The sequence below is a fragment of the Streptomyces sp. SJL17-4 genome (assembly GCF_036826855.1).
Lineage (GTDB): Bacteria > Actinomycetota > Actinomycetes > Streptomycetales > Streptomycetaceae > Streptomyces.
Map to the genome: position 1 here is coordinate 7,861,418 of NZ_CP104578.1, position 26,721 is coordinate 7,888,138.

Below are 26,721 nucleotides of genomic sequence, written 5' to 3' on the forward strand. Positions count from 1 at the left end.
CCCGCCACCCGACTCCGCACTCCTGAGGAGAGCCCCATGAGCCAAGCCACGCTCGACTATCTCCGCACCCATGTCACCGGCGACTTCGCCGATATCCTCGTGGACGTCCGTGCCAGCAACGGCTGCTGGTTGGTGGACGAGCGGGACGGATCCCGCTACCTCGACATGTCGATGTTCTACGCGTCGGCTCCGCTGGGCCACAACCACCCCGGTCTGCACGGTGACCCGGCGCTCGACGAGGCTCTGCTCGCCGCCTCCCGCATGAAGCCGGCCAACCCCGACTTCGGCACCGGCGAGCAGATCAAGTTCGTCACCGCCTTCATGAAGGCCCTCGCCGCAGACGACATGCCGTACGTCTTCTTCATCGACGGCGGCGCGCTCGCCGTCGAGAACGCCCTGAAGGTCGCCTTCGACTGGAAGACCCAGCACAACGCGGCGCGCGGAATCGCGGTGCGCGGATCGCGCGCCCTGCACCTGCAGCACGCCTTCCACGGCCGCACCGGCTACACCATGTCGCTGACCAATACCGACCCGTCCAAGACCCGGGACTTCCCGGTCTTCGACTGGCCGCGCATCCCGAGCCCGGCCGTGAACGACATGGACCGCTGGGACGAGCCGGACCTCCTCGACGAGGAGTTGCAGGCGCTCGCCGCCGCCGGGGCCGCCTTCCACCGCTACCCCGACGAGATCGCCTGCTTCGTCTTCGAGCCCATCCAGGGCGAGGGGGGCGACCGTCATCTCCGCCCGCAGTTCCTGACCGCCATGGCCGAGCTGTGCCGTACCCACGACGCGCTCTTCGTCGCCGACGAGGTGCAGTCCGGCTTCGGCCTCACCGGGGACCGCTGGGCCTGCGACACCCTGGGCCTGCGGCCCGATCTGATCGCCTTCGGCAAGAAGACCCAGGTGTGCGGCGTCCTCGGAGGCCGGCGCGTCCTGGAGGTCGAGAACAACGCCTTCCGCGCATCGAGCCGCCTCAGCTCCACCTGGGGCGGCAACCTGACCGACATGGTCAGGGCCACCCGGATCCTGGAAGTCGTCGAGCGCGAGGGGCTCTTCACGGCAGCCCGTACCACCGGCGCGTATCTGCTCAAGAGTTTGCGCGAACTCGCCGCCGACATTCCGGAACTCGTCAGCGCCCCGCGCGGTCGCGGCCTGATGTGTGCCATCACCCTGCCGGACCAGGAGGTGCGCAACCGGATCCTCGCGCGGGCCTACGACAAGCACGGGGTGATCTTCCTCGGGTCCGGTGAGCGTGAACTGCGTCTGCGGCCGCCGCTGTCGGTATCGGAGGTCGAACTCGCCACCGCCCTGGAGGCGTTGCGCGACGTGCTCAAGGAAGAGTCCGCAACCGAGGAGCGCTCATGACCCGAATAACCCGGCCTCATCCGCGCCCCTGGGCGTCCCGCCGCCTGGTCTGCCTCAGCTTCGCGGGCGGGGGCACCGTCGGCTTCCGGCCCTGGGCCCGGCAGCTGCCGGTCGACATCGAGCTACGCGCCCTGTGCTACCCGGGCCGTGAATCCCGCTTCGGCGACCAGATCGTCGGCGGCTGGCAGGGCCTTGTCGACGACTGCGTGACGGCTCTCCAGGACGAGGTGCGCGCACCCTACGTGCTGTATGGCCACAGCATGGGTGCGCTGGTCGCCTACGAGGCGGCCCGCGCGCTCCAGGCGCGCGGTGCCTCAAGTCCGGAGAGCCTGGTCCTCTCCGGTCACATCGCCCCGCAGCACTGGACCGGTACCCGCTCGGCCGCCCTGGCCGATGCTCCGGACGAGGACCTGGCGTCCTGGCTGGAGGCCACGGGCGGAGTCCCGCGCGCCGTGCTCGCCGATCCGGATCTGCGGTCCCTCGCCGTCGACCTGCTGCGCATGGACATGGCTGCCTATGCCTCCTACCGGTACCAGCCCGGGGAGCGGCTGCGTGCCCCGATCCACCTCATGGTGGGCGAGGCCGAGCTGAGCCCCCTGCACGAGGGCTGGGCGGAGCTGACGGAGGGACCATACTCACGGGAGGTCCTGCCGGGCGGGCACTTCTTCACACCGCGGGTCTGGGGCGCGCTGCCACGCCACATGCCCGTCTTCGCCTCCGGGGCCGCCGCGGCGGCAGGGGTGGCCGGCTGATGGGGGCGGCAGAGCCCACATCGCAGCTCCCTTCCTCCGCGGAAGTGGTGATCGTCGGTGGTGGAGTCATGGGCACCAGCATCGCCTTCCACCTCGCGGAGGCCGGTGTCCGAAACGTCCTGCTGCTCGAACGGGACGCGTTGGGATCAGGGTCCACGAGCAAGGCCGCGGGCGGTGTCCGCAGCCAGTTCTCGGACGCCGTCAACATCCGGCTTGGAGCCCGGAGCCTGGAGTTGTTCCAGGACTTCGGCACCCGGCCGGGTCAGGAGATCGACCTGCACCGGGAGGGCTACCTCTTCCTGCTCACGCGAGCGGAGGACGTCGCCGCGTTCGAACGCAACGTGGCCGTGCAGAACGAGCTCGGCGTGCCCAGCCGCATGGTGGACGCCGCCGAGGCCCGCGAGCTGTCGCCGCTGATCTCCACGGACGGTGTGCTGGCCGCGGCGTACTCGCCCGACGACGGCTACTGCACACCGGAGTCGGTGGTGCTCGGGTACGCGACGGCCGCACGGCGACTCGGTGCCCGTCTGGTGACGGGGTGCCGTGTCACCGGCATGGAGCGCGGAGTGACCGGCTCCGGAGCCACCCGGGTCGTCACCGACCGCGGCACGGTCACGGCGGACACCGTGGTCTGCGCGGCCGGTGCCTGGTCGGCGGCGCTCGGCGAGATGGCCGGGGTCGACCTTCCCGTCGTGCCGTACCGGCGCCAGATCCTCGTCACCGGACCGCTGCCGGACGCGCCTTCGCGCATCCCCATGACGATCGACTTCGCGACCAGCTTCTACTTCCACGGAGAAGGGCCGGGTGTGCTGCTCGGCATGTCAGACCCCGACGAGGCCCCGGGGTTCGACCTGTCCCGTTCGGACAGCTGGCTTCCCCGGCTCTCCGAGGCCATGTCCGTCCGGGCTCCGCGGCTCCTCGATGCCGAGATCGCGACGGGATGGGCCGGTCTCTACGAAGTGACCCCCGACCACAACGCCCTCATCGGCGAAGCACCTGGAGCGGGGCGATTCCTGTACGCGACCGGATTCTCCGGCCACGGCTTCCTCCAGGGGCCGGCGGTGGGCGAGGTGATCCGCGATCTCTACCTGGGGCGGCGGCCGTTCGTCGACGTCTCGGGCCTCTCGGCGGAACGGTTCGTCCACGACGTGCCGCGAAGGGAACTCAACTGTGTCTGAGTTTCCTGAACCGCCTGGTTCCCAGGGGAGTTGAAGACCCCCTCCCTTGCTCGTGCGGTCTCGCCCGGTGGTCCCGCCGGATTCAGCGGTGCCGCTCGTCCCGTACCGACCGCCCGTATGCCGCACCACGACCGTCCGTACCACCCACAGGAGGAACCCCATGCGTCGTCGACTTTCCGCTCTCGCCGTGAGTGCCGCCTCCCTCACCCTCACGATCGGAGCCGCTGCCGTACCGGCGTCCGCCGTACCGGCCGACAAGCCGAGCGTGCTCAGCAGCTGGACCCAGACGGACGCGGGCAGCTACAACGCCTGGGCCGCGGCCCGCGCCAACCAGGGCGCGTGGAGCGCGTACCAGTTCAACTGGTCCACCGACTACTGCTCCTCGTCCCCCGACAACCCCTTCGGCTTCCCCTTCCAGAACTCCTGCGCACGACACGACTTCGGCTACCGCAACTACAAGGAGGCGGGCACTTTCGCAGCGAACAAGGCGCGCCTCGACAACGCCTTGTACGCCGACCTGAAGAGGGTGTGCGCGGCGTACAGCGGCGCGAAGAAGACGGCGTGCGACGGGACGGCCTGGACGTACTACCAGGCGGTGGACAAGCTCGGCCGTTCCGCCGTCGTGGACAACGGGCGCGCCGCCTGATCCCCAGCCAGCTGCCGCCCCTGACCGCAAGGAACCCCGTCATGCGCACCGCCAGGACCCGGCACTACCTCATGTGCCGCCCCACCTACTTCGACGTGGTCTATTCCATCAACCCCTGGATGGACCCGTCGAAGCCCGTCGACACCGGACTGGCCATCACCCAGTGGGAGAACCTCCGCGAGGTCTATCTGAGCCTCGGGCACACTGTCGACACGATCGATCCCCTCCCCGGCCTGCCCGACATGGTTTTCGCCGCCAACGGCGCCACGGTGATCGACGGCCGGGCGCTCGTGGCGCGGTTCCGCGATGCCCAGCGCATCGCGGAGGGCCCCGCCTACCACGACTGGCTGCGCGACAACGGATTCGCCGACCTTCGCACCGCCGGCGTCGTCAACGAGGGCGAGGGCGACTACCTGCTGGCCGGGGACTGGCTGCTCGCCGGTACGGGTTTCCGCAGCGATCCGCGCTCGCACGAGGAGGCACAGGAGTTCTTCGGCCGCCCCGTCATAGGACTGACGCTCGTGGACCCGGACTACTACCACCTCGACACCGCGCTGACGGTGCTCGACGAGCGGACGATCGCGTACTATCCCGCCGCTTTCTCGCCAGGCAGCATCGCCGTGCTGCGGCGGTTGTTCCCCGACGCCGTCATCGCCACGGCCGAGGACGCGGCGGTCTTCGGGCTCAACGCGGCATCGGACGGCAGCAACGTGGTGCTGCCGAACAACGCCACAGGCCTGATGGAGCAGCTGCGCGCCCGGGGCTTCCACCCCATCGGCGTGGACCTCTCGGAGCTGCTCAAGGCCGGCGGCAGCGTCAAGTGCTGCACGCTGGAGCTGCGTACGGCCACCGCGTAACGGCTCCACCGACCCCGCCCCACCGAGAGCCGCAGGCGAGGAATCATCCTCGCCTGCGGCTGCTGCGTTCCCAGGGTGCGGGACCGTGGGCTGTAGCGGTGAGGTGGGCGGCACGGGTCCGCCCGGCGCCCTCACCGGAATGGGGTGGGGGCGCCGGGATCATGAGGCCTCGTTGGCGTCCGCCAGATGGTGCGGGCCGACCGAGAGGTTCTCGGGGCGGCCGAAGACGGCGCGCTGCCGGTGCGCCTTCGAGCCAAGCTGAACCCGAAGCCGGTGTCGGACGCCCTCCAGGGACGCGAGTGCGTGCAGACGTACGAGACCAAGCTGCCCGACGGCACGTTCCGGCTGTACGACGACGAGCGGTTCGCCGCGCCGACCTGGCAGGAGACCTGTGGCCGGTGGTCGATGTCGGTCAACGTCAACTCGCCCGGCCCGAGGGGGTGGGCGGCGGGATCAGTCGGTGATGTACCACTCGTTCCTGAGGTACTCCAGGGTGTAGTCGCCGAGGTCGCTCTCCGAGAAGGTGGCGGAGGCTCTGACCGCTTCGACCGGCATCTCGACCTTGCCGGGCGTGCGTACGGCGATGCGCCGCGGGTCGACCGTCGCGGTCTGCAGGGCCTTCTTCTGTGCGGGCGAGATCATCTGGAACACGGCGGTGTACGTCGACGTGCACGGGCCCAGTCCCTGGTCCTCGGCCTGTTTCGCGGCGGGCCCGGCCACCTCGCAGACCGTGTCGATGTCCTCGTGGCCGAGGGCGTGGAGGTACTGCTCGTACCGCCGGATCGCGCCCTCCTTCGTTTTCGGCGAGGGCAGTTCGCCGGTCGAGGTCGTCGGGGGCTTCTCGGTCCGGGCGGGCGCCGACGGCGTGACCGGCGGCTCTTCGGCCTGCGTGGACGCGGAGGGCCGCGAAGGCTTCGCGCCCGCGTCCTCCTTCGGATTCTCCGGACCGCACGCGCACGCCACCAGAGCCACGCAGGCCGATACCGCCACGTTCACCATCGCCCGAGTTCTCATCCGGTTTCCTCCGGTCCCCTCACCATCAGCTGACAACACATCAAGAGGTCACGCAGGATCCGGGGGATCGGTTCCGGATCCGGCCGGGCCCCCGGGGGAGGGCGGCTCTGGATGAACCTCGGGTAACTGGTGGCCGCACAGGGGTTGTCAGTGCAATTTCACATTACTATGTTACACCGCACACGGTTCGATGAGTCATCGTCAAACACCGTGCGCACCACAACAGTTCTCGTCACTCCCCATTGACGTTCCCCCACCACTCATGGAGTTCTGTTGTCCATCCACAGACGTGTGCGTTCGTCCCTGCTCACCTCCGCCATCGCGGTGACCCTCCTGGCCTCCTCGGGTCAGGCCGGGGCCTCCGCGGCCGACACGGACGCCCGCACCACCGCTGTCCCCGCCGCGTCGACCGGCGCTCCGGGCCCCCGGGCCGAGCGCGGAACCAACCCGTTCGACGAGGTGGAGCGCCTCGCCACCGCGCCCCGCAAGACCTTCGGCCCCGCGCCCGCCCCCGGCAGCATCGTCAGCGGGCGCGTCCCCGGCAGGGCCCCGGCCGATGCGACCCTCGCGCGGACCTTCGCCGAGGGCACCAGGACGACCGCCGCCGGCGTTCCCTGCACGCTCGACGGGATCACCGGGCTCGGCCCCGAGCAGTTCGCCGACTTCCTCGCCGACCCCGCCGTCCTCGCCGACGACTGTCTGCGCGGACTCATCTGGACCTGGGACGCCCGGCTCACGCCCGTCATGTCGGACGCCCACGTCCAGGCCGTCGCCCGCCGAATATCCGGCCTGGCCGCCTCCCACGACGGCCGCAACTCCTCCCACCTGGAGGAGATGTTCACGTACCTGCACGCCGTCGCGTACCACGACTACTCCCGCGACGAGATCGACACCACCGACGCGCCCACCGTGAACGCGATCCGCCAGGCCGTCGCCGACTTCGGCAACGCCGCCCGCACCTTCGACGTCACGAAGAGCAACGCCTTCACCCTCCGCGAAGCCCTCTACGCGGCCAGCGCCCCCGGGCTGCGGCAGCACCAGCTCGGTCTGATCAAGCGGGTCCTCGCCACCATGGACCCCACGCACACCGCCACCCACCTCGATCCGTCCTGGGCGGGGGCCGCGCTCGCCGCGCTCTCCGTCAACTACCTCGGCGTCTACCCGGGCAACCAGGACGCCGCCTTCCACGCCGCGGCCGCCGCCGACCCGGCGTACCGCGCCGTCTTCAAGGCCTTCGCGGGCTACGGCCACCTGAAGGGCACCGCCAACGACTGGGTCGCCCGCGACGCCCTCGGCGAGTACGGCCGCTTCGGCGAGATCCCCAGCCTGCGGACGGAGATCACCGCCGGACTCGGCGGCCTGCTCGGCACCACCGTGAACACCTTCGGCCGCGGCAGCCAGCCGTGGGCCAAGGTCGTCTCCTGGCTCAACTACTTCGACGCGTGCAAGCCGTACGGCGTGTGCAAGGCGGACATCGAGGCGCAGATCTTCCCGTACACGTACACCTACGACAACGGCGCGATCAAGGTCCGCACCGGGCTCGACCGGGCCACCGTCGACCAGCTCTACTACGCGAGCAAGCAGGTCAAGGCACAGTTCCACCGTGTCGTCGGCAGCGGGCAGCCGCTGGCCGGCGACCCCAACACCACCCTCACCATCGTCCTGTACGGCTCGCGCGCCGACTACGAGAACTACCACCCCATCCTGACCGGGATGGACACCAACAACGGCGGCATCTACATCGAGCGCGGCGCCACCTTCTACACCTACCAGCGCCGCGTCCCGCAGGACTCGTCCCTGACGCTCGAAGAGCTCTTCCGCCACGAGTACACCCACTACCTCAACGGCCGCTACGCCGTGCCGGGGTTCTTCGGCGAGGGTCCCTGGTACCAGGGTGACCGCACCACCTTCATGGACGAGGGCACCGCCGAGTTCTTCGACGGCGCCACCCGCGACGACGGCATCAAGGTCCGCAAGTCCCTGGTCCGCGGCATCATCAACGACACGGCGGGCGGCGGCCCCCGGATGAACCTCCGGCAGATCCTCAACGCCACGTACGACGGCGACGGCTTCCGCTTCTACAACTACGCGGGCACGTTCTTCGAGTTCCTCTGGAACGAGAAGCCCTCCCTGATCCGCGAGATGTACACCCACCTGCGGAACAACGACGTCGCCGCGTACGACGCCTGGCGCAACCGCCTCGGCTCCGACACCGGACTCCAGAGCGCCTACGACCGCTTCCTCGACACCCAGATCGCCAAGGTCGACACACTGTTCGTCCCCAACACCACCTTCACGCCCAACGCCCAGCTGCGCGACTCGGCCCTGGCCGCGGTGAAGTCCACCTTCGCCACCGCCACCTACAGCACGCCCGACTGCGTCGAGAACGGCGAGCCGGGCAAGCGCCGATTCGTCTGCACCGGCCGGATCACCGCCAACCTGTCCAACGCGGGCAGCGCCGACCAGAACTTCAAGGACATGTCCGAGACGGTCGACTACTTCATCCTCGACCGCGCGGGCGCCGCCTCGAACAACCTGGCCGACATGAACTGCTCCTTCGGACCGATCGACATCTGGTCCAACAGGGTCGCCGGCACATCGAGCTTCAACTGCGAGGGCCCTCTCCGCAGCTGACCCACCCTGTCCGGGCCGGTCCCTCCACGGGGAGGGGCCGGCCCGGCGCGTCGTCGGCGTCCGCACGGAGCCGCCCGGCGCACACCCCGAAACCCCTTCCCGGAGGCCGTACTTCGTGAGCACCACCCCGCACACGGTCCGCACCACCGACTACCACACCGCAGGCGAACCCTTCCGGATCGTCGACGAGGACCTGCCCCCGATCCCCGGCGACACCGTCGCGGAGCGCCGCGCCACCGCCCTCATGGCCGGCGGATCGGGCACCGACCCGCGCCCAGGCCCCCTCGACGACCTGCGCCGCCTCCTGTCCCGGGAGCCGCGCGGGCACGCGGGCATGTACGGCGGCTTCATCGTGCCGCCCGACGACGACGGCGCCCACTTCGGTGTGCTGTTCTGGCACAAGGACGGCTATTCCACCGCCTGCGGTCACGGCACGATGGCCCTCGGCGCCTGGGCCGTCGACACGGGACGCCTCCCGGCCCCCGACGACGGCGACGTCTCCGTGCGGATCGACGTGCCCTCCGGACGCGTCACCGCCGCCGTGCACCGCGCGGGCGGCCGCACCACCGGCGTCACCTTCCGCAACGTCCCGACCCGTGTCATCGCCCGCGACGTGAAGGTGACCACCACGCTCGGCACCGTCGACGCCGACCTCGCGCACTCCGGCGCCTGCTACGCCTCCGTCGCCGCCCGCGACCTCGGCCTCGACGTCTCCCTGCCGGCCCTGCCCGAACTGGTCCGCGCCGGACGGGAGATCCGCGCCGCGCTCCCCGAACACGACGTGTACGGCGTCATCCTGTACGAGGAGCTCCCCGACGCCCCCGAAGGACTCCACCAGCGCAACGTCACCGTCTTCGCCGACGGACAGATCGACCGCTCCCCCTGCGGCTCCGGCACCTCCGCGCGCCTCGCCCTGCTCGGCGACGACGGACGTCTCGCCGTCGGGGACACCCTGCGGCACGAGTCCCTCGTCGGCACCGTCTTCACCGGGCGCCTCCTCGCGGCGGGGATCACCGAGGTCAGCGGAACCACCTTCCGCACCGGCACCCACGCCTTCGTCCTGGACCCGCGCGACGAGCTGGGCGCGGGGTTCCTCCTGTGAGCCCGCCCCTCGTCCTCGACGCCGCGACGATGGCCCGCCTCATGGGCCCGGCCGCCGTGACCGAGGTCCTCGCCGACGTCCTGCGGGCCGGACTCGACCCCGACGCCGGACCTCCCCGCACGGCCGTACCCGTCCCCGCCGGTGAACTCCTCCTGATGCCCGCCGCCTTCGGCTCCTACGCCGGTGTCAAGGTCGCCGGAGTCGCCCCCGCCAACCCGGCGCGCGGTCTGCCCCGCATCACCGGCTCCTACCTGCTGCTCGACGGCGCCGGCCTCCAGCCGCTCGCCCTCCTCGACGGAGCCGCCCTCACCGAACTGCGCACGCCCGCCGTCTCCGCCCTCGCCGTCCGCTGTCTCACACCGGCGGACCGGCCCCTGCGCCTCGTGCTCTTCGGGGCGGGCCCCCAGGCGTACGGTCATCTGGAGGCCGTCCTCGCCGTCCGCGAGCTCGCCGAGGCCGTCGTCGTCGCACGCGAGCCGGTCGGCGGGCGCGCCCTCGCCGGATACGCGCGGACCCTCGGCGTCCTCGCCCGCACCGGCACGCCCGACGCGGTGGCCGAGGCCGACCTCGTGGTCTGCTGCACCACCGCCCGCGCACCGCTCTTCGACGGGACGCTGGTGGCGCCCGGTGCCACCGTCGTCGCCGTCGGCTCGCACGAGCCGGCCGCCCGCGAGACCGACACCGCGCTCGTGGTCCGGTCCGAGGTCTACGTCGAGGCGCGGACCGCCACGCTGCGGGAGGCGGGGGACCTGCTCGTCCCCCTGTCGGAGGGAGCGATCGGGGCCGACCACATCGCGGGCGACCTCGCCGACCTGGTGACCGGTCGCCGGGGACCGTCGGAGGGGCGCCCGCGCTTCTTCAAGAGCGTGGGCATGGCCTGGGAGGACCTCGCCGTCGCCACCGCCCTGTACCGGGCCGCACGTTCGTCCTGACCACACCGGTGCCCCGGTCCCGCGCGCATCACGCGGGACCGGGGCGTTCGCGTGCTCAGAGGCCCTCGGGGATGCGTGTGCTCAGACGCCCTCGGGGAAATGACAGGCGACCTCACGCCCCTCGCCCGGTACGAGTGTCCGTAGCGGCGGTGCCTCTGTCCGGCAGATGTCCCGCGCCCTGGGGCAGCGCGGGTGGAAGGTGCAGCCCGGCGGGGGAGCGGCCGGACTCGGAGGGTCCCCGAGCAGTGTGATCCGCTCCCTGGTCCGCTCGGCCGCCGGGTCGGGAAGCGGTACGGCGGACAGCAGCGCTCTCGTATAGGGGTGGGCAGCGGAACCGTACACCCGTTCCTTGACTCCGATCTCCACGATCCGGCCCAGGTACATCACGGCCACCCGGTCACAGACCCGCTTCACGACGGAGAGGTCGTGAGCGATGAAGAGATAGGCGAGCCCGAGTTCGCGCTGGAGACGCTCCATCAGATTGACGATCTGCGCCTGGACGGAGACGTCGAGGGCGGAGACCGGCTCGTCGGCCACCACGAGCCGGGGGTTCGTCGCCAGGGCGCGGGCGATGCCGATGCGCTGTGCCTGTCCGCCGGAGAACTCGTGGGGGTAGCGGTCGATGTGCTCCGGTATGAGGCCGACCAGTTCCATCAGCTCCACGGCCCGCTTGCGCGCACCGGCCGCCGAGCCGCCCTGCACGAGCAGCGGGTCGGAGATGATCCGGGCCACGGTCTGCCGGGGGTTGAGGGAGGAATGCGGGTCCTGGAAGACCATCTGGAGGTCGCGGCGCAGCGGCTTGAGCGCCCGCTGCGACAGATGGCTGATGTCCTTTCCCTCGTACGAGACGGAGCCGGCGGTGGGTTCCAGGAGCCGCACGATCGTGCGGCCCGTGGTGGACTTGCCGCAGCCGGACTCGCCGACGAGGCCCAGGGTCTCGCCCGCCGCCACGTCGAAGCCGATGCCGTCGACGGCCCGGACCGGGGCCGAGCCCCGGCGGCGTCCCGGGAAGGTGACCGTGAGGTCCCGTACGCGGAGGAGGGGTGGTGTGGTCGTGGTCATGGGGCGACGCCTTCGTACGCGGGGAAGTGGCAGGCGGCCGAGTGCCCGTCGGGGCCGCCGAGGGACGGGCGTTCGGCCGCGCAGCGGGCCCGCTCCGCTGCCGAGCCGACGGCGGCGCGGGGACAACGGGGGGCGAACGCGCAGCCCGGTGCGGGGTCGAGCAGCGACGGCGGGCTGCCCGGGATCGCCCGCAGCGGGGCGTCGTCGGGGTCGTCGAGCCGGGGCAGCGAGTCGAGCAGGCCACGGGTGTAGGGATGGGCGGGGGCGGCGAACAGGGCGTCCACCGGGGCGTGTTCGGCGGCCCGGCCGCCGTACATGACGAGCACGTCGTGGGCCACCCGGGCCACCACCCCCAGGTCGTGGGTGATCATGACGACGGAGAGGCCCCGCTCCTGCTGGAGGCGGGCGATCAGCTCCAGGATCTGGGCCTGGACGGTGACGTCGAGCGCGGTGGTGGGCTCGTCGGCGATGAGGAGGTCGGGTTCGCAGACGAGCGCCATCGCGATCATCACCCGTTGGCGCATGCCGCCGGAGAACTGGTGGGGGTACTCGCCGGCCCGGCGCCGGGGTTCGGGGATGCCGACCTCGGCGAGCGCCTCGACGGCCCGCTCGCGGGCGGTGGCCCGGCGGGAGCCGAAGTGGACCCGATGGTGCTCGGCGACCTGCTCGCCGACGGTGTAGTAGGGGTGCAGGCTGGACAGCGGGTCCTGGAAGATCATGGCCATCCGCCGGCCGCGGAGCCCGTTCAGCTCGCGGTCGGAGAGGCCGATCAGCTCCTGCCCGGCCAGCGTGACGGAGCCGCTGACCTCGGCGCCCGTGTGCAGGCCCATGACGGCGAGGGAGGTGACCGACTTGCCGGAGCCGGACTCACCGACGATGCCGAGGGTCCGGCCGGGCAGGACGTCGAAGGCGAGGGAGTCCACGGCCCGGACGGGGCCGCGCTTCGTCGGGAAGGTGACCGTGAGGTCCCGTACCGACAGGAGGGAGGCGGTGTCGCCCATCAGTACCTCACTCGTGGGTCGACGACGGCGTACAGCAGGTCGACGGCCAGGTTGGCGACGACGATGAACGTGGCGGCGAGCAGGGTCACCCCGAGGATGACCGGCTGGTCCCCGGTCGACAGGGCGCCGTAGAAGAGCCGTCCGATGCCGGGCAGCCCGAAGATCGACTCGGTGATGACGGCGCCGGCGAGCAGACCGCCGAGGTCCATCCCGAAGATGGTCAGGATCGGTGTCATCCCGGCGCGCAGTCCGTGCTTGACGACCACGGTGCGGCGCGGCAGCCCCTTGGCGCGGGCGGTGCGGATGTACGGCTCCGCCATGGACTCGATCATCGAGTTCCGGCTCTGCCGCGCGTACATGGCGGCGTAGAGGAGGGCGAGCGCCAGCCAGGGAAGCAGCAGGTTGGACGCCCAGGAGAGGGGGTCGCTGCCGAAGGGGACGTACTGCGGGTAGGGGAGCAGGCCCGCGACCCGGATCAGCCCGTAGATCAGCATCACGGAGGTGAAGTAGACGGGGAGCGAGGCGGCGGCGACCGCGCCGACCATCAGGACCCGGTCGGTGAGCGTGTCCTTGCGGAGTGCGGCGGTGACGCCCGCGGAGAGGCCGAGGAGCAGCCAGATCGCGGCGGCGCCGAAAGCCAGCGACGCGGAGACCGGCAGCCGGTCGACGAGGAGGTCCCACACTCCCTGGCTGTTCTCGTAGGAGTACCCGAGACAGGGGAAGTCGCAGTGCAGGGCGTACGTGCCGGTGCCCAGGGTGCGGCCGGTGAAGATGCCGGTGACGAAGTCGGCGAACTGCCGCCACAGCGGGGCGTCCAGGCCCATGTGCGCGCGGATGGCCTCCAGGCGTTCGGTGCTGCACGACTTGCCGCAGGCCGCGGCGGCGGGGTCGGAGGGCAGGACGTAGAAGACGGCGAAGGTGACGGCGGCGATGGCGATGAGCACGCCGAGCACGCCGAGGAGGCGCCGGCCGAGGTAGAGGATCACGCGCCGCCCCCTCTCGGGTCGAGGACGTCGCGCAACGCGTCGCCGAGCAGGGTGAAGGCGAGGACGGTGAGGAAGAGACAGAGGCTCGGGACGGCGAAGTACATGGGGTCCGTCTCGTAGTAGGCGACGCTCTCGGCGATCATCTGGCCCCAGGAGGGCGTCGGCGGGCGGACGCCGACGCCGAGGTAGCTGAGGGCGGCCTCGGTGGCGATCATCCCGGGGACGATCAGGGTGGTGTAGGCGATCACGGGTCCGGCGACGCCCGGCAGGATGTCGCGGACGAGGATGCGAAGGGGGCCGGAGCCCCCGACGCGGGCGGCGTCGACGTACTCGCGGTGCTTGAGGGAGAGGGTCTGGCCGCGGACGATCCGGGCGATGCCGGGCCAGCCGAAGAGTCCGATGACGGCGGTCATCAGGACGATGCGGTTGACGTCCCGGGCCACCGACATCATCGCGATCATGAAGATGAGGGAGGGGAAGGACATCGTGAGGTCCATCAGCCGGGAGAGCACGGTGTCGGTGCGGCCGCCGAAGTAGCCTGCGGCGATGCCGGCCGCCGTGCCCGCGACGACGACGATCGCCGTCGCGGAGAAGGCGATGAGCAGCGAGACCTGGGCGCCGTGCACGACCCGGGCGAACAGGTCGCGGCCGGTGACGGGTTCGACGCCGAGCCAGTGCTCGGCCGAGACGCCGCCGAGCGGCCCGATGGGCAGTCCGCCCAGGTACGGGTCGACCGCGCTCTTGTCGAACTCGTCCGGGCCCCAGCCGCCGAGCGCGCCGATCAGCGGGGCGGCCGCGGCGAGGAGCGCGAAGAAGGCGACCACGCCGAGGGAGAGGCGGGCGGCGGGCCGGCGGCGCAGTTCGGCACGGACGAGCTGCCAGGGACCGTCGGCCGTGCGTACGGGGGGCGGTGAGGCGGCGGACGCCGGGGGTGCCGGGTGGGTCGGCGGTGTCGGCGGTGTCGGGGGTTTCGGGGTGGTGGTCACGGGGCCCTCAGTTCGCGGTCTTCGAGGGGTCCTTGAGGCCGACCGTGGCGTAGTCGAGCTGGCCGCCGAAGGAGGTGTGGCCGAAGGCTCCGGCGATGTTGGTGCCGATGAGGAGGGGCTTGCGCTCGACGACGACGGGCGCCGTGGGCGCCTTGGCGAGGATCTCGCCGTCGAGTTCCCGCCAGGCCTCGGCGGCCTTGGCGGCGTCGGCCATCGCCGCGATCTCGTCCATGCGCTTCATGGTGGCGTCGTCGCGGAAGAGCGAGTGGTTGCCGGAGTTGCCCTTCTCCTTGATGAAGCGGCCGTCGAAGACGAACGGCAGGAACGTCGCGCCGGAGGGGTAGTCGGGGCACCAGCCGGTGTAGACGAGGTCGGTGCGGTTCGTGGTGTCGCCGATCGTGTCGTAGAAGGCGGAGGGGTCGACGGTCTCGATGGTGACCTTGATCCCCGCCCGGCCGAGGGACTGCTGGACGGCCTCGCCGACGGCCTTGTCGCCGTTGGAGACGGTGATGCGGGTGGAGAAGCCGTCCGCCTTGCCCGCCTCCTTGAGCAGTTCCTTCGCCTTGGGTACGTCGCCGGTGAGCGGGATGCCGAGGGTGTCGGGCTGCTTGCCGCCGAACAGGATGCCGGGCATGAGGGCGGTGGCCGGGTCGTTGAGGGCGGGTCCCCCGGAGGCGGTGAGGACGGCCTCGCGGTCCAGGGCGTACTGCACGGCCTGCCGGACCTTGACGTCGTCGAAGGGCGCGCGCCCGGTGTGCATCTGCACCATCTCGGTGCAGCTGGTCGACTCGGCGAGGAGACGGGCCTTGATGTCCGGCTTGGTGAGCACCTTGGGGGTGGACTCCGGCCGGAGCTTGTCCCACGGGACGGCGGAGGCGTCGGGGCCGGTGGCGGCGATGAGCCGGTCGTCGATCTGGTTGGCCTTGAGCCCCATGGTGACGACGACCCGGTCCGGGTACGCCTTGCGCACCTGGTCGGTCTTCGGGTCCCAGTGGGTGTTGCGGACGAGGACCAGCTGCTTGTCGCGGGCGTAGGAGTCGATCTTGTACGGGCCCGAGGAGAAGGGCCGGTTGTCGTACTGCGGTCCCTTGTCCTGGGACGGGGGCACCGGCGCGAAGGTGGGCAGCGTGGCAGCGAAGGGGAACTCGGCGAAGGGCGTGCGGAGTTCGAAGACGATCGTGCGGGCGTCCGGGGTCTTCACGGAGGCGAGGTGCTTGCCGCCCGCCGGGCCCTGGTAGCCCTCGGCGCCGGCGAGGTAGCGGGCCGCGTAGTCGGGGCCGCCGGGCAGGTCGGGGGAGAAGGACCGCTCCACGTTGTGCTTGATGTCCTGGGAGGTGATCGGCGTGCCGTCCTCGTACTTCAGCCCCGGCTTGAGCCTGAACGTCCAGGTCTTGGCGCCGTTGGAGGAGACGCCCAGGTCCTCCGCGAGGTCGGGGACCAGTTCGCCGCCCTTGGCGCCGGGCTGCGCCTTGTACGTGACGAGGGTGCGGTAGAGCAGGCGGGTGCCGAAGTCCATGTCGCCCATCACCCAGTTGCGGGCCGGGTCGAGATGGGTGAAGTCCTGGTTGGACAGGACGGTGAGCGTGCCGCCCTTCTGCGGGGTGCCGCCGAGGACCGCTCCGTTGGTGGAGGCCGCGGGGTTCTCGCCGTTCCGGGCGCCACCGGAGGTGCCTCCGCCGGAGCAGCCGGTCGCGGCGAGGGTCAGGGCCGTCACCAGGGCCGTGGCCAGGGTGCGTGTGCGCTTGTTCATGCGGGTCACTCCGGGGAGCAGTCGGACAGCCGAAGAGGCGGCTGGAATGTGACCGGTAACATAGTAATGTGAAATTGTACTGACAAGGTATCGGGGGAGCCGTTACCCATCCGTGTCCGTCGTGTCCGGCGGGCGCCTTGATGGAGGTCGTGGTGGGGGTCTTGGCAGGGGGAGTGCAATGTGAAATATTACTGCCGTGCCCACGAGAGAATCCTCGGACGTCATCGTCATCGGCGCCGGCGTCGTCGGTGCCGCCTGCGCCCACTACGCGGCCCTCGCCGGCCTCTCCGTCACCGTCGTCGACCGAGGGTACGTCGCGGGCGGCACGACCGGAGCGGGTGAGGGCAACTTGCTGGTCTCCGACAAGGAACCCGGCCCCGAACTCCAGCTCGCCCTCCTCTCCACCGCGCTGTGGACCGAACTCGCCGACAGGCTCCCGCCGGCCGTCGAGTACGAGTCCAAGGGCGGTCTCGTCGTCGCCTCCGGCGAGACGGGACTGCACGCCCTGCGGGAGTTCGCGGCCCGCCAGGAGAAGGCGGGTGTCGTCGCGCACGAGGTGCCCGGTGACCGGCTCCACGACCTGGAGCCCCACCTCGCGCCGGGCCTCACCGGCGGCTTCCACTACCCCCAGGACGCCCAGGTGATGCCCGCCCACGCCGCCGCGCAGCTGCTGCGAGCCGCCGGCGACCGGGTCCGCCTCGCGCTCGGTGAAGAGGTCACCGGCCTCCTCACCGGCGCGGGCGGAGCGGTCCGCGGAGTGCGGACAGCGACCCGCGAACTCCACGCCCCCCACGTCGTGAACGCCGCGGGCACCTGGGGCGGCGCGCTCGCCGACCTCGCCGGGGTCCACCTGCCCGTCCTGCCCCGCCGCGGCTTCGTCCTGGTCACCGAACCCCTGCCGCGCGTCGTCCGCCACAAGGTGTACGCCGCCGACTACGTGGCCGACGTGGCCAGTGGCTCCGCGGCGCTCCAGACCTCGGCCGTCGTCGAGGGCACCCCCGCCGGACCCGTCCTCATCGGCGCCAGCCGCGAACGCGTCGGCTTCGACCGGACGCTCTCCACGGAGGTCCTGCGCCGCCTCGCCGCCGGTGCCACCGCACTCTTCCCCGTCCTCGGCACCGTACGGGCGATCCGGACCTACCCCGGCTTCCGCCCCTACCTGCCCGACCATCTGCCCGCCATCGGGCCCGATCCGCGCGTCCCCGGACTGCTGCACGCCTGTGGCCACGAGGGCGCGGGAATCGGCCTCGCACCGGTGACGGGGCAGATCGTCGCGGCCTGCGTCACGGGCGCCGAACCTCCCCTCGACCTCCACCCGTTCCGACCCGAGCGCTTCGACGCCACCGCGCCCTGAGGCGCCCACCCACCGTCACGAGAGGAGGGCCCGTGGCCCGCACCCCCATCGACCTCGTCGGGGCACAGCCCGAGCCGCCGTTCGAGATCACCTTCGACGGCCGGCCCGTCCCCGCCCTGCCGGGCCAGACCCTCGCCGCGGCCCTGTGGGGCGCGGGCATCCTGGCCTGGCGCAGCACCCGGGAGGGAGCCCGCCCACGCGGCGCGTTCTGCGGCATCGGACAGTGCTACGACTGCCTCGCCACCGTCAACGGAGAGCCCAACCGCCGCGCCTGCCTGGTCCCGGCCCACCCCGGCGACGCGATCACCACGCAGGAAGGGCACGGCCATGACCGCCTCGGCGTCTGAACCGCAGGGCGCGGCCGTGACCGCCTCGGCGTCCGACCCGAAGCGCGCGGGCCGACACCCTGGCGTGCCCTACGACCTCCTGGTCGTCGGCGCGGGCCCCGCCGGCCTCGCCGGAGCCGTCGCCGCCTCCGGACTCGGCCTCTCCGTCGCCCTGGCGGACTCCTCGACCCAGCCCGGCGGCCAGTTCTACCGGCATCCGACACCCGCCCTGGGAGCGACACGGCCCCAGGCCCTGCACCACGACTGGTCCGCCTTCGCCGAGATGCGCCGACGCCTCGCGGCGAGCACGGTCGATCACCTGACCGGGCATCATGTGTGGTCCGTCGTGAAGGAGACCGACGGGACCTGGACGGCGCACGCCCTCACCGGCGCGGACGGAACCGCGGACGCGCCCGTCCGCATCCGGGCCCGTGCCCTGCTCCTCGCCACCGGCGCCTACGAGCGCCAACTGCCCTTTCCCGGCTGGACCCTGCCCGGTGTCGTGGGCGCCGGGGGAGCGCAGGCCATGCTCAAGTCCGGGCTCGTACTGCCCGGCCGGCATGTCGTCGTGGCCGGCAGCGGCCCCCTGCTGCTGGCCGTCGCCTCCTCGCTCGCCTCGGCCGGAGCGCGGGTGCCGGCGGTGGTCGAGGCGGCGGGGTACCTGCGGTACGGGCGTGCCCCCCGCGCGCTCGCCACCAACCCGCGCAAGTCCGTCGAGGCCCTCGTCCACGCGGTCGCGCTGGCCCGCCACCGCGTACCCGTACGGCTCCGCAGCGCGGTGACCGAAGTGCACGGCACCGACCGGGTGGAGGCCGTCACGGTCAGCCGCCTGGACCGCGCATGGCGGCCCATACCGGGCACGGGTCGCCGGATCGCGTGCGACGCCCTGGCCGTCGGGCACGGCCTCGTGCCCCAGATCGAGCTGGCCGTGGCGGTCGGCTGCACCACCCGCGCGCTGCCCGACGGCACCCTGGGCCTGGCCCTGGACGACCTCCAGGAGAGCTCGGTGCCCGGCCTGTGGGCCGCTGGCGAGACCGGGGGCGTCGGCGGTGCAGAACTCGCCCGCACCGAGGGGGAACTGGCGGGCCGGGCGATCGCCGCGCGGCTCCTCGGCCGACGTACCGTACCCGGGGCGACCGCCGGACTCCGGCGGCGCCGGAACCGCATGCGGGCGTTCGCCGACGTCATGTCCGCCGCGCACGCCCCCGGCCCCGGCTGGCCCGACTGGCTGACCGACGACACGGACGTGTGCCGCTGCGAGGAGGTCCCGGCGGGCCGGATCCGCGAGGCGGTCACCGAGCTCGGCGCGCACGACGCCCGGACCGTCAAACTCCTCACCCGGGCCGGCATGGGGTGGTGCCAGGGCCGGATGTGCGGAACGGCGGTGGCATGTCTCGCGGCAGGCGGAGGCACCCCCGAACCACCCGTGGAACGACGCCCGTTCGCCGTCCCCGTACCGCTGTCGACGCTGGCCGCGCTCGACGCTCCGACGGACCCGGCTCCCGCCCTCGACGGGCCGGCAGACCCCTCTCAGTAACACGTCCCACACCACAGAAAGGTACGTCGAGATGAACGCCACCACCTGGACCACCGACCGCCCCTGGCGCGGCATCATGGTCGCCACCACCCTGCCGTTCAAGGAGGACCTCTCCGTCGACTACGACGCCTACGCCGAGCACGTGGCCTGGCTGATCGCCCAGGGCTGCGACGGCGTCGTCCCGAACGGCTCCCTGGGCGAGTACCAGACCCTCACGGCCGACGAGCGCGCCCGGGTCGTCCGTACCGCGGTCGAGGCCGCGGGCGACGGGGCGAGGGTCATGCCGGGCGTCGCCGCCTACGGCAGCGCCGAGTCCCGCCGCTGGGCCGAACAGGCCGCCGAGGCCGGCTGTGGCTCCGTGCTGCTCCTGCCGCCCAACGCGTACCGCGCCGACGAGCCCTCCGTCATCGCCCACTACGCGGAGGTGGCCCGGGTCGGCATCCCGGTCGTCGCGTACAACAACCCCATCGACACCAAGGTCGACCTCGTCCCCGGCCTGCTGGCGACGCTCCACGCCGACGGCAGCATCGTCGCCGTGAAGGAGTTCAGCGGTGACGTCCGCAGGGCCTACGAGATCGCCGAACTCGCCCCGGAACTCGACCTGTTGATCGGGGCCGACGACGTCCTCCTGGAACTGGCCCTGGCCGGCGCGGTCGGCTGGATCGCCGGCTACCCCAACGCCCTCCCCGCGAGCTGCGCCGAGGTGTACCGGGCCGCCGTGGCGGGCGACCTGGCGACCGCCCGGCCGCTCTACTCTTCGCTGCACTCCCTGCTGCGCTGGGACTCCAAGGTCGAGTTCGTCCAGTGCATCAAGCTGTCCATGGACATCGCCGGCCGCCGCGGCGGCCCCACCCGCCCGCCGCGCCTCCCTCTCACCGGCGCGACCGAGACCGCCGTACGTACCGCCACGGAGAAGGCCGTCGCCGACGGCCACCGCTGACGGCCACCGCTGACGGGACCGCTGACGGCCAACGCTGACGGGACCGCCGTCAGCCACAGCCGACCGGACCCACCGACCGGACCCACCGACCGGACCCACCGACCGGACCGAAAGGAACTCAGTGCGTACGCGTCATGTCTTCCACGCAGTCGACTCCCACACCGAGGGAATGCCCACCCGGGTCATCACCGGAGGTGTCGGTGTGATCCCCGGGGCCACCATGGCCGAGCGCAGGATCCACTTCATCGAGCACCTCGACCACCTCAGGACGCTCCTCATGTTCGAGCCGCGCGGTCACGCGGCGATGAGCGGCGCCATCCTCCAGCCGCCCACCCGCCCCGACGCCGACTACGGCGTCCTCTACATCGAGGTGTCGGGCCTCCTGCCGATGTGCGGCCACGGCACCATCGGCGTCGCCACCGTCCTCGTCGAGACCGGCATGGTGCCGGTCGTCGAACCGGTCACCACGGTCCGCCTCGACACCCCGGCGGGGCTCGTCTCCGTCGACGTACGGGTGGAGGACGGCGCGGCGAAGTCCGCCACCTTCACCAACGTGCCCGCCTTCTGCGTGGGCCTGGACCGCACGGTGGACGTCCCCGGATTCGGCAAGGTCACCTACGACCTCGCCTTCGGCGGCAACTTCTACGCCTTCGTCTCCCTCGACGACCTCGGGCTGCCGTTCGACCGCGACCGCAAGGACGACCTCCTCGCCGCCGGACTCGCGATCATGGACGCGATCAACGCCTCCCCGGACCGCCCCGCGCACCCCACCCAGCCCGAGATCGCCGGGCTCAAGCACGTCTACCTCACGGCGCCCGGCTCCGACGCCGCGCACTCGCGGCACGCGATGGCCATCCACCCCGGCTGGTTCGACCGCTCCCCGTGCGGCACCGGCACCAGCGCCCGCATGGCCCAACTCCACGCACGGGGCGAACTCCCCCTCGACCGCGACTTCGTCAACGAGTCCTTCATCGGCACCCGGTTCACCGGCCGGCTCACCGCCGGAACGGAGATCGGAGGCCTGCCCGCCGTCGTCCCGACCGTCACCGGCCGCGCCTGGATCACCGGCACCGCCCAGTACTTCCTCGACCCGGACGACCCCTTCCCCGGAGGCTTCCTCCTGTGATCACCGACCCGTCCACCCTCGTCTCCCGCAACCCGGCGGACCCGGCCGACGTGCTCCTCCGCCTCCCGGCCCCGGGCGCCTTCGCCGCCGCCGACGCCGTCGAGCGGGCCCGGGCCGCCCAGCCCGGCTGGCTGCGCGCCGGGGCCGCGGCCCGCTCTGCCGCGCTCGGCGCCGTCGCCGCCGCCCTGGAGGCCGCGGCCGACGAACTCGCCGCCCTCGCCGTACGCGAGGTCGGCAAGCCGCTCGCCGAAGCCAGGGCCGAGGTCGTGCGCACCGTCGCGATCTGGCGCTACTACGCCCAGGCGCCCTTCGAGCCCACCGGCGCCGTCCACGAGACGGCGGCAGGACCCGGCCTGCTCCTGACCCGGCGCCGCCCGCACGGCGTGGCCGGGCTCGTCACGCCCTGGAACTTCCCCTTCGCCATCCCCAGCTGGAAGGCCGCCCCGGCCCTCGCGGTCGGCAACACGGTCGTCCTCAAACCGGCTCCCGAAGCCACCGCGTGCGCCCAGCGGCTCGCCGAGATCGTCCGACAGGCCCTGCCGGAGCAGGTGTTCGCCGTCCTACCGGGCGGCCCCACCGAGGGCAACGCGCTCGTCTCCGCCGCAGACGTCGTCTCCTTCACCGGATCCACTCCCGTGGGCCGGGCCGTCGTCCGCGCGGCGACGGCGCGCGGCATCCCCGCACAGGCCGAGATGGGCGGCCTGAACGCTGCGATCGTCCTGCCCGACGCGGACATCGGCCGGGCGGCGGCCCACATCGCCGCCGCCGTCGCCGGGTTCGCGGGCCAGAAGTGCACCGCCACCAGCCGGATCGTCGCGGTCGGCGCCGCACTCGACCCCCTGCGCGAGGCCCTCGCCGAGGCCTTCCGGGCCGTCCGGGTCGGTGACCCGGCCGATCCGGAGACGGTCTGCGGGCCGCTCGTCCACGAGAGCGCGCGGGAGCGGGTGGTCGAGGCCTGGCAGGGGCTCCCGGTGCTCGCCGGCGCCACCGTACCGGCGACACCCGGCTGGTACGCGGCCCCGACCCTGGTCGAGAATGTCCCGCCGGGGCACGGACTGCTCAACGAGGAGGTCTTCGGGCCCGTCGCCGCACTGCTCCCCGCCGACGACCTGGCCCACGCGGTACGGATCACCAACTCCGTGCCGTACGGCCTCGTCACCTCGGTCCACACGGCCGACCTCGACGCTGCCCTGTACGGACTCGACCTCGTCGACACCGGCATGATCCGGATCAACGCCCCGACCACCGGAGTCGACTTCCACCTGCCGTTCGGCGGGGCCAAGCAGTCCGGTCACGGCCCGCGCGAGCAGGGCAGGGCGGCCCTCGGGTTCTACACGTCCTCCCGGACGTACACCCTGGCACCCGCGGGCGCCGCAACGTGACATCGTACGGGGGTGACGCAGTACGTACCGAAGGGATCACCACCGCCATGGGGCACCTGACCCGACGCGACCTGAACGCTTCCCGCGAGCGGCTGCGCGACCAGGTCGCCCATGCCCTGCGCGCCGCCCTGATCTCCGGCGAGCTGCGGCCGGGCGTGGTGTACTCGGCCCCCACCCTGGCCGAGGACTTCGGGATCTCCGCCACCCCCGTGCGCGAGGCGATGCTCGACCTGGCCCGTGAGGGGCTGGTCGAGCCCGTCCGCAACAAGGGGTTCCGGGTCACCGAGGTCGACGAACGCGACCTCGACCAGTTCACCGAGATCCGGGCGCTCATCGAGATCCCGACGGTCGGCCGCGTCACCCGGTCCGCGACCCACGAGGACCTGGAGGCGCTGCGGCCGGTGGCCCTGGAGATCGTTCGCGCCGCCCGCGACCACGATCTCATCGGCTATCTGGAGGCCGACCGGCTCTTCCACCTCACCCTGCTCGGCCTCGCCGGAAACGAGCGCCTCGTCGAGACCGTCGGCGATCTGCGCAAGCGGTCGCGGCTGTACGGGCTCACCGCCCTGGACGAGAGCGGCGACCTCATCCCGTCGGCCGAGGAGCATCTGGAACTCCTCGACCTGATGCTCGCCGGGGACGCCGAGGGCGCGGAGGCGTGCATGACCCGGCACCTGGGACACGTCCGATCCTTGTGGGCCAGGAGCGCCGGCCCGGCCGGGAACTAGGGCCTGTCTTTCGAATCATGCCGGGCTCGCGGAGCCGAGGAGCGACCCGAGGAACGCGTCGAGCATCGCGGTCTGCACCTCCTCGGGGAATCGGGCGGGGTCGAAGAGGGCCTGGACGACGAGGCCGTGCGTGAAGGCGACGGCGGTGGCGGCGAGTTGCTCCAGGTCGGCGTCGGCGCCCGCCGGCAGCTCGCCGAGGTCGCGTGCGGCTTCCAGATGGGGGAGGAGGGTCGCGCGCAGTCGGGAGTAGCGGTCGGCCTGCTCCGTGGTGAGCCCCTCGTCGGCGAGGGAGAGGTCCCAGGAGCTGACCCAGATGCGATTGCGGGCGGTGTCGCCCGGAGTCAGCGGCAGGATGTCCAGCAGCATGACCCGCACGGTGGCGAGGCCCGCGGCGGGACGGGCCCTGCGGGGACGTTCCGCGGTGCGCTTCTCCAGCAGGCCCAGGGCGTGCGTGATCAGGGCGCGTTTCGTCGGGAAGTAGTGCATGAGCATCCCGGTCGAGACACCCATCGCGGCCGCGACGGCGCGCAGGGTCAGCCCCCCGAACCCCTTGTCGGCGAGTACCTGCCACACCGTCTCGGATACGTCCTCACGGCGGGCATCGCGGTCTCCAGGTGCGGGCGGCATGCTGCTAGCTTACGTACCGAACGCTTGTTACGTACCGAGGGAGCGACGTTCGGATGTTCACTCTGCCCATCGGCGACCGTGCCCGCCTCCGCCCCCTGGAGCCCTGGCGGGCGCAGGAGTTCCTCGCCCACATCGACCGCGCGCGGGACACCGTCGACCCGTGGATCCCCTGGGCGACGTTCAGCACCGACCTGCCCTCCGCCACGGCCACCCTCCAGCGCTACGCCGACCGGCTGGCCACGGACGCCGGCGGGATCTTCGGCATCTGGCTGGACGGCACCCTGGTCGGCGGCGTCATGTTCACCCGCTTCGACAGCACCTCAGGGGTCTGTGAGATCGGCTGCTGGCTGGAGAAGGCGGGGGAGGGGCGTGGCCTGGTGAACCGGGCCTGCCGGACACTGATCGACTGGGCCTTCACCGAGCGGGGGATGAGCCGGGTCGAGTGGTGGGCCGCGGCGGGCAACACCCGCAGCATCGGGGCCGCGCGCCGGCTCGGCATGACCCGGGACGGTGTACTGCGGCGGCATTCTCCGTACCGAGGGGTGCGCCACGACATCGAGGTCTGGTCCGTCCTCTCCGAGGAGTGGCCGACGGCCGGGGAAGACACCGCATCTGGAGTCCAGGCCGAACTCGACCGGTTGATGGGCGTGTTCGTCGGCGCCTTCACCAACACCGGTGGCACGCGGCCCGACCTCGGTGTCATCCGCGACGTCTTCATTCCGGAGGGGAGGATCATCGCGAACGTCGGAAGCGAACCGGTGATCCACGATCTCGACGCGTTCATCGAACCCCGTCAGAAGATGCTCACCGACGGCACGCTGACGGAGTTCTCCGAGTGGGAGGTCGCCGCGCGCACCGAGATCTTCGGATCGATCGCCCACCGCTTCAGCGAGTACCGCAAGTCCGGCTACCACAACGGCGAGTGGTTCGAGGGCTCCGGCCACAAGACCACCCAGTACCTCCTGACCCCGGAGGGATGGAGGATGTCGTCCCTGGCCTGGGACGACGCGCCCTCCACCCCCGCGGTCACCGTCACCACCCCCGCGGTCACCGTCACCGAATGACGGAGAGCCCCGGTGGGACCCGGGGTACGGCCCCGGTGGGATCGCCTACGAGGGGCTGCCGCCGTACGGCACGGTGATCAGTTCCATGAGGTGACCCACCGGGTCCATGAAGTACACGCCGTGGCCACCGTCATGGTGGTTGATCGTGCCGGGCTGGGTGCGGTGCGGGTCGGCGTAGTGCTCGATGCCGCGCTCCCTGATCCGTGTGTACGCCGCTTCGAACTCCTCCTCGGAGACCAGGAAGGCGTAGTGCTGCGGGGTGATCCGGTCCGCGGGGATCGTGGCGAAGTCCAGCGTGACGTGGTTGCTCAGATCGACCGCGATGAACGGCCCCCACTCGGCGGTGATCTCAAGGCCCAGCAGGTTCGCGAAGAACTCCGCGGATTCCCGGTTGTCCCGGGCGTGGACGATCGTGTGGTTCAGCTCGACTGACAAGGAATGCCTCCGAGGGCATCTCCCGGCACCTCCATGCCGCACCCGGTCGGTGACCGGCACGCGATGCCGCCGTAGATCCTAGTCGCTGTCCGTGACGCCGTTCTCCGTAGGTGATTCAGTCTATTTCCTGGTCGCCGGTGCAGGCCACGGAGCGGAGACGTCAGGGGCCGGTCCGGGCCAGCTGCGCCGCCGTGTGGTCGAGCAGCATCTCCAGAACCGCCGGATAGGCGCTGTGCGGCATGCTCCGGGCGAGAAGGCCGGCCGTGGCGGCGATGTGGGGGTGCGACGTGGCGGGCAGGCGCGCGTACGTCGACTGCCACATCGCCTCGTCCTCCGCGCGCGCCTCGTCCGTCAGGGCCAGCGAGCCCGCGTCCAGGGCGGCGAAGGCGAGACTCTGGTCGATGAAGGCGTGATACGTGCGGACCGCCGCCGGATCGGACAGCCCGGCGCCCCGCAGAATGCCGAGGACCGCCTCGTCCACCGCGATCTCGCGCGGCCGGCCGCTCACCCGGCTGGCGGTGAGCACGGCCGCATGCGGGTGAGCGAGATACGAGGCGTGGACGGCCAGGCCCAGGGCCCGCAGGTCCACCCGCCAGTCCCCGGTCGCCTCCCAGCCGTCGAGCGCCCGCCCCATCAGCTCGTCGCCGATGGCACGGGTCAGATCGTCCATTCCGGCGAAGTACCGGTAGAGGGTGCTGGGGTCGGCGCCCAGCGCCGTACCCAGACGGCGGGCCGTCAACCCGGTGCTGCCGTGCTCCCGCAGCACACGCAGGGCGGCCCGCACGAAGAGCTCCTCGGACAGCACGGTGCCGCCGTGAGTGGGACGCCGCCGACGGCGCGCCCCCTCCGGAACGATCTGCTTCGCCACGTCCGCCCCTCGCTTTCGTCGTCCGGCCGCCTTATGCCAACGCCATTGACCTTAACCTGTGCCATCCCG

The 26,721-nt window shown here is 71.8% G+C and carries 25 protein-coding genes; 16 read left to right on the forward strand and 9 right to left on the reverse strand.

The genetic code is table 11. The features are described 5' to 3' along the window. Positions 1-36: 36 nt before the first annotated feature. The 5 genes from lat to ddaH all read left to right on the forward strand — a co-directional run bounded on the left by lat (position 37) and on the right by ddaH (position 4,798). Positions 37-1,365 carry an L-lysine 6-transaminase gene (gene lat, locus N5875_RS35245; RefSeq protein WP_338498355.1) on the forward strand — a complete coding sequence of 443 codons (1,329 nt, stop codon included), beginning with the start codon at positions 37-39 and terminating at the stop codon, positions 1,363-1,365. Then, positions 1,362-2,117: an alpha/beta fold hydrolase gene (locus N5875_RS35250; protein WP_318211554.1), complete on the forward strand. Its 756-nt coding sequence runs from the start codon at positions 1,362-1,364 to the stop codon at positions 2,115-2,117. Before lat ends, N5875_RS35250 begins: the two co-directional genes overlap by 4 nt. Beyond that, positions 2,117-3,295: an FAD-binding oxidoreductase gene (locus tag N5875_RS35255; protein WP_338498356.1), complete on the forward strand. Its 1,179-nt coding sequence runs from the start codon at positions 2,117-2,119 to the stop codon at positions 3,293-3,295. The genes N5875_RS35250 and N5875_RS35255 overlap by 1 nt, the downstream gene beginning before the upstream one ends. Positions 3,296-3,455: 160 nt before the next feature. Then, positions 3,456-3,941 (forward strand): phospholipase, encoded by a 486-nt coding sequence (locus N5875_RS35260; RefSeq protein ID WP_318211556.1) that lies wholly within the window; start codon positions 3,456-3,458, stop codon positions 3,939-3,941. 41 nt (positions 3,942-3,982) lie between these two features. After that, entirely contained in the window at positions 3,983-4,798 is an 816-nt protein-coding gene (gene ddaH / locus N5875_RS35265) for a dimethylargininase (RefSeq protein WP_318211557.1), read from the forward strand. A gap of 453 nt (positions 4,799-5,251) precedes the next feature. On the opposite strand, the gene N5875_RS35270 is transcribed toward ddaH, so the two are convergent. Further along, positions 5,252-5,812: a hypothetical protein gene (locus tag N5875_RS35270; protein WP_338498359.1), complete on the reverse strand. Its 561-nt coding sequence runs from the start codon at positions 5,810-5,812 to the stop codon at positions 5,252-5,254. 291 nt (positions 5,813-6,103) lie between these two features. Here N5875_RS35270 and N5875_RS35275 point away from each other — a divergent pair, with 291 nt between their 5' ends. The 3 genes from N5875_RS35275 to N5875_RS35285 all read left to right on the forward strand — a co-directional run bounded on the left by N5875_RS35275 (position 6,104) and on the right by N5875_RS35285 (position 10,480). Beyond that, positions 6,104-8,446 carry a collagenase gene (locus N5875_RS35275; protein ID WP_318211559.1) on the forward strand — a complete coding sequence of 781 codons (2,343 nt, stop codon included), beginning with the start codon at positions 6,104-6,106 and terminating at the stop codon, positions 8,444-8,446. 115 nt (positions 8,447-8,561) lie between these two features. Next, on the forward strand, positions 8,562-9,548 hold the full coding sequence (locus N5875_RS35280) for a proline racemase family protein (protein WP_318211560.1): 987 nt from the start codon (positions 8,562-8,564) through the stop codon (positions 9,546-9,548). Further along, positions 9,545-10,480, forward strand: a complete 936-nt coding sequence (locus N5875_RS35285) for an ornithine cyclodeaminase family protein (protein WP_318211561.1) — start codon at positions 9,545-9,547, stop codon at positions 10,478-10,480. The genes N5875_RS35280 and N5875_RS35285 overlap by 4 nt, the downstream gene beginning before the upstream one ends. Before the next feature lie 81 nt (positions 10,481-10,561). On the opposite strand, the gene N5875_RS35290 is transcribed toward N5875_RS35285, so the two are convergent. Genes N5875_RS35290 through N5875_RS35310 form a run of 5 tightly spaced genes read right to left on the reverse strand, consistent with a single transcriptional unit; the run spans position 10,562 to position 16,265 of the window. Beyond that, positions 10,562-11,542 carry an oligopeptide/dipeptide ABC transporter ATP-binding protein gene (locus tag N5875_RS35290; protein ID WP_318211562.1) on the reverse strand — a complete coding sequence of 327 codons (981 nt, stop codon included), beginning with the start codon at positions 11,540-11,542 and terminating at the stop codon, positions 10,562-10,564. After that, positions 11,539-12,543, reverse strand: a complete 1,005-nt coding sequence (locus N5875_RS35295; protein ID WP_318211563.1) for an ABC transporter ATP-binding protein — start codon at positions 12,541-12,543, stop codon at positions 11,539-11,541. The genes N5875_RS35290 and N5875_RS35295 overlap by 4 nt, the downstream gene beginning before the upstream one ends. Then, positions 12,543-13,529 (reverse strand): ABC transporter permease, encoded by a 987-nt coding sequence (locus N5875_RS35300; RefSeq protein WP_318211564.1) that lies wholly within the window; start codon positions 13,527-13,529, stop codon positions 12,543-12,545. Before N5875_RS35300 ends, N5875_RS35295 begins: the two co-directional genes overlap by 1 nt. After that, the gene (locus N5875_RS35305; RefSeq protein ID WP_338498361.1) at positions 13,526-14,515 is read right to left on the reverse strand and encodes an ABC transporter permease; all 990 of its coding nucleotides are present in this window, start codon (positions 14,513-14,515) and stop codon (positions 13,526-13,528) included. The genes N5875_RS35300 and N5875_RS35305 overlap by 4 nt, the downstream gene beginning before the upstream one ends. A gap of 7 nt (positions 14,516-14,522) precedes the next feature. Beyond that, positions 14,523-16,265, reverse strand: a complete 1,743-nt coding sequence (locus N5875_RS35310; RefSeq protein WP_338498363.1) for an ABC transporter substrate-binding protein — start codon at positions 16,263-16,265, stop codon at positions 14,523-14,525. A 196-nt stretch (positions 16,266-16,461) separates the two neighbouring features. On the opposite strand from N5875_RS35310, the gene N5875_RS35315 reads away from it, so the two are divergent. The 7 genes from N5875_RS35315 (at position 16,462) to N5875_RS35345 (ending at position 23,658) form a co-directional block, all read left to right on the forward strand. Continuing rightward, a complete protein-coding gene (locus tag N5875_RS35315; protein ID WP_318211567.1) occupies positions 16,462-17,619 on the forward strand; it encodes an FAD-dependent oxidoreductase in 1,158 nt (385 codons plus the stop codon). Between the two features lie 32 nt (positions 17,620-17,651). Then, the gene (locus tag N5875_RS35320; RefSeq protein ID WP_318211568.1) at positions 17,652-17,966 is read left to right on the forward strand and encodes a (2Fe-2S)-binding protein; all 315 of its coding nucleotides are present in this window, start codon (positions 17,652-17,654) and stop codon (positions 17,964-17,966) included. Continuing rightward, on the forward strand, positions 17,947-19,482 hold the full coding sequence (locus N5875_RS35325; RefSeq protein ID WP_338498364.1) for an NAD(P)/FAD-dependent oxidoreductase: 1,536 nt from the start codon (positions 17,947-17,949) through the stop codon (positions 19,480-19,482). The genes N5875_RS35320 and N5875_RS35325 overlap by 20 nt, the downstream gene beginning before the upstream one ends. A 31-nt stretch (positions 19,483-19,513) precedes the next feature. Further along, positions 19,514-20,422, forward strand: a complete 909-nt coding sequence (locus N5875_RS35330; RefSeq protein ID WP_338498365.1) for a dihydrodipicolinate synthase family protein — start codon at positions 19,514-19,516, stop codon at positions 20,420-20,422. Between the two features lie 121 nt (positions 20,423-20,543). Beyond that, positions 20,544-21,548: a proline racemase family protein gene (locus N5875_RS35335; RefSeq protein WP_318211571.1), complete on the forward strand. Its 1,005-nt coding sequence runs from the start codon at positions 20,544-20,546 to the stop codon at positions 21,546-21,548. Then, positions 21,545-22,930, forward strand: coding sequence for an aldehyde dehydrogenase family protein (locus N5875_RS35340; RefSeq protein WP_338498366.1), 1,386 nt, complete (start codon positions 21,545-21,547; stop codon positions 22,928-22,930). Before N5875_RS35335 ends, N5875_RS35340 begins: the two co-directional genes overlap by 4 nt. 47 nt (positions 22,931-22,977) lie before the next feature. Then, positions 22,978-23,658, forward strand: a complete 681-nt coding sequence (locus N5875_RS35345; protein WP_318211573.1) for a GntR family transcriptional regulator — start codon at positions 22,978-22,980, stop codon at positions 23,656-23,658. Between the two features lie 15 nt (positions 23,659-23,673). On the opposite strand, the gene N5875_RS35350 is transcribed toward N5875_RS35345, so the two are convergent. Next, positions 23,674-24,285, reverse strand: a complete 612-nt coding sequence (locus tag N5875_RS35350; RefSeq protein ID WP_318211574.1) for a TetR/AcrR family transcriptional regulator — start codon at positions 24,283-24,285, stop codon at positions 23,674-23,676. 53 nt (positions 24,286-24,338) lie between these two features. On the opposite strand from N5875_RS35350, the gene N5875_RS35355 reads away from it, so the two are divergent. Beyond that, complete coding sequence (locus N5875_RS35355) at positions 24,339-25,349, forward strand: GNAT family protein (RefSeq protein ID WP_338498367.1); 1,011 nt, start codon at positions 24,339-24,341, stop codon at positions 25,347-25,349. A gap of 45 nt (positions 25,350-25,394) precedes the next feature. On the opposite strand, the gene N5875_RS35360 is transcribed toward N5875_RS35355, so the two are convergent. Together N5875_RS35360 and N5875_RS35365 are read right to left on the reverse strand one after the other, a co-directional pair. Then, positions 25,395-25,784: a VOC family protein gene (locus N5875_RS35360; RefSeq protein ID WP_338498369.1), complete on the reverse strand. Its 390-nt coding sequence runs from the start codon at positions 25,782-25,784 to the stop codon at positions 25,395-25,397. 160 nt (positions 25,785-25,944) lie between these two features. Beyond that, positions 25,945-26,652: a TetR/AcrR family transcriptional regulator gene (locus N5875_RS35365; RefSeq protein ID WP_338498372.1), complete on the reverse strand. Its 708-nt coding sequence runs from the start codon at positions 26,650-26,652 to the stop codon at positions 25,945-25,947. Between the last annotated feature and the right edge of the window lie 69 nt (positions 26,653-26,721).

What these genes read in the sequence shown, in the direction of transcription:
- lat (WP_338498355.1), top strand. Translation starts at nt 37, where the DNA reads ATGAGCCAAGCCACGCTCGACTATCTCCGCACCCATGTCACCGGCGAC.
- N5875_RS35250 (WP_318211554.1), top strand. Translation starts at nt 1,362, where the DNA reads ATGACCCGAATAACCCGGCCTCATCCGCGCCCCTGGGCGTCCCGCCGC.
- N5875_RS35255 (WP_338498356.1), top strand. Translation starts at nt 2,117, where the DNA reads ATGGGGGCGGCAGAGCCCACATCGCAGCTCCCTTCCTCCGCGGAAGTG.
- N5875_RS35260 (WP_318211556.1), top strand. Translation starts at nt 3,456, where the DNA reads ATGCGTCGTCGACTTTCCGCTCTCGCCGTGAGTGCCGCCTCCCTCACC.
- ddaH (WP_318211557.1), top strand. Translation starts at nt 3,983, where the DNA reads ATGCGCACCGCCAGGACCCGGCACTACCTCATGTGCCGCCCCACCTAC.
- N5875_RS35270 (WP_338498359.1), bottom strand. Translation starts at nt 5,812, where the DNA reads ATGAGAACTCGGGCGATGGTGAACGTGGCGGTATCGGCCTGCGTGGCT.
- N5875_RS35290 (WP_318211562.1), bottom strand. Translation starts at nt 11,542, where the DNA reads ATGACCACGACCACACCACCCCTCCTCCGCGTACGGGACCTCACGGTC.
- N5875_RS35295 (WP_318211563.1), bottom strand. Translation starts at nt 12,543, where the DNA reads ATGGGCGACACCGCCTCCCTCCTGTCGGTACGGGACCTCACGGTCACC.
- N5875_RS35310 (WP_338498363.1), bottom strand. Translation starts at nt 16,265, where the DNA reads ATGAACAAGCGCACACGCACCCTGGCCACGGCCCTGGTGACGGCCCTG.
- N5875_RS35325 (WP_338498364.1), top strand. Translation starts at nt 17,947, where the DNA reads ATGACCGCCTCGGCGTCTGAACCGCAGGGCGCGGCCGTGACCGCCTCG.
- N5875_RS35330 (WP_338498365.1), top strand. Translation starts at nt 19,514, where the DNA reads ATGAACGCCACCACCTGGACCACCGACCGCCCCTGGCGCGGCATCATG.
- N5875_RS35345 (WP_318211573.1), top strand. Translation starts at nt 22,978, where the DNA reads ATGGGGCACCTGACCCGACGCGACCTGAACGCTTCCCGCGAGCGGCTG.
- N5875_RS35350 (WP_318211574.1), bottom strand. Translation starts at nt 24,285, where the DNA reads ATGCCGCCCGCACCTGGAGACCGCGATGCCCGCCGTGAGGACGTATCC.
- N5875_RS35355 (WP_338498367.1), top strand. Translation starts at nt 24,339, where the DNA reads ATGTTCACTCTGCCCATCGGCGACCGTGCCCGCCTCCGCCCCCTGGAG.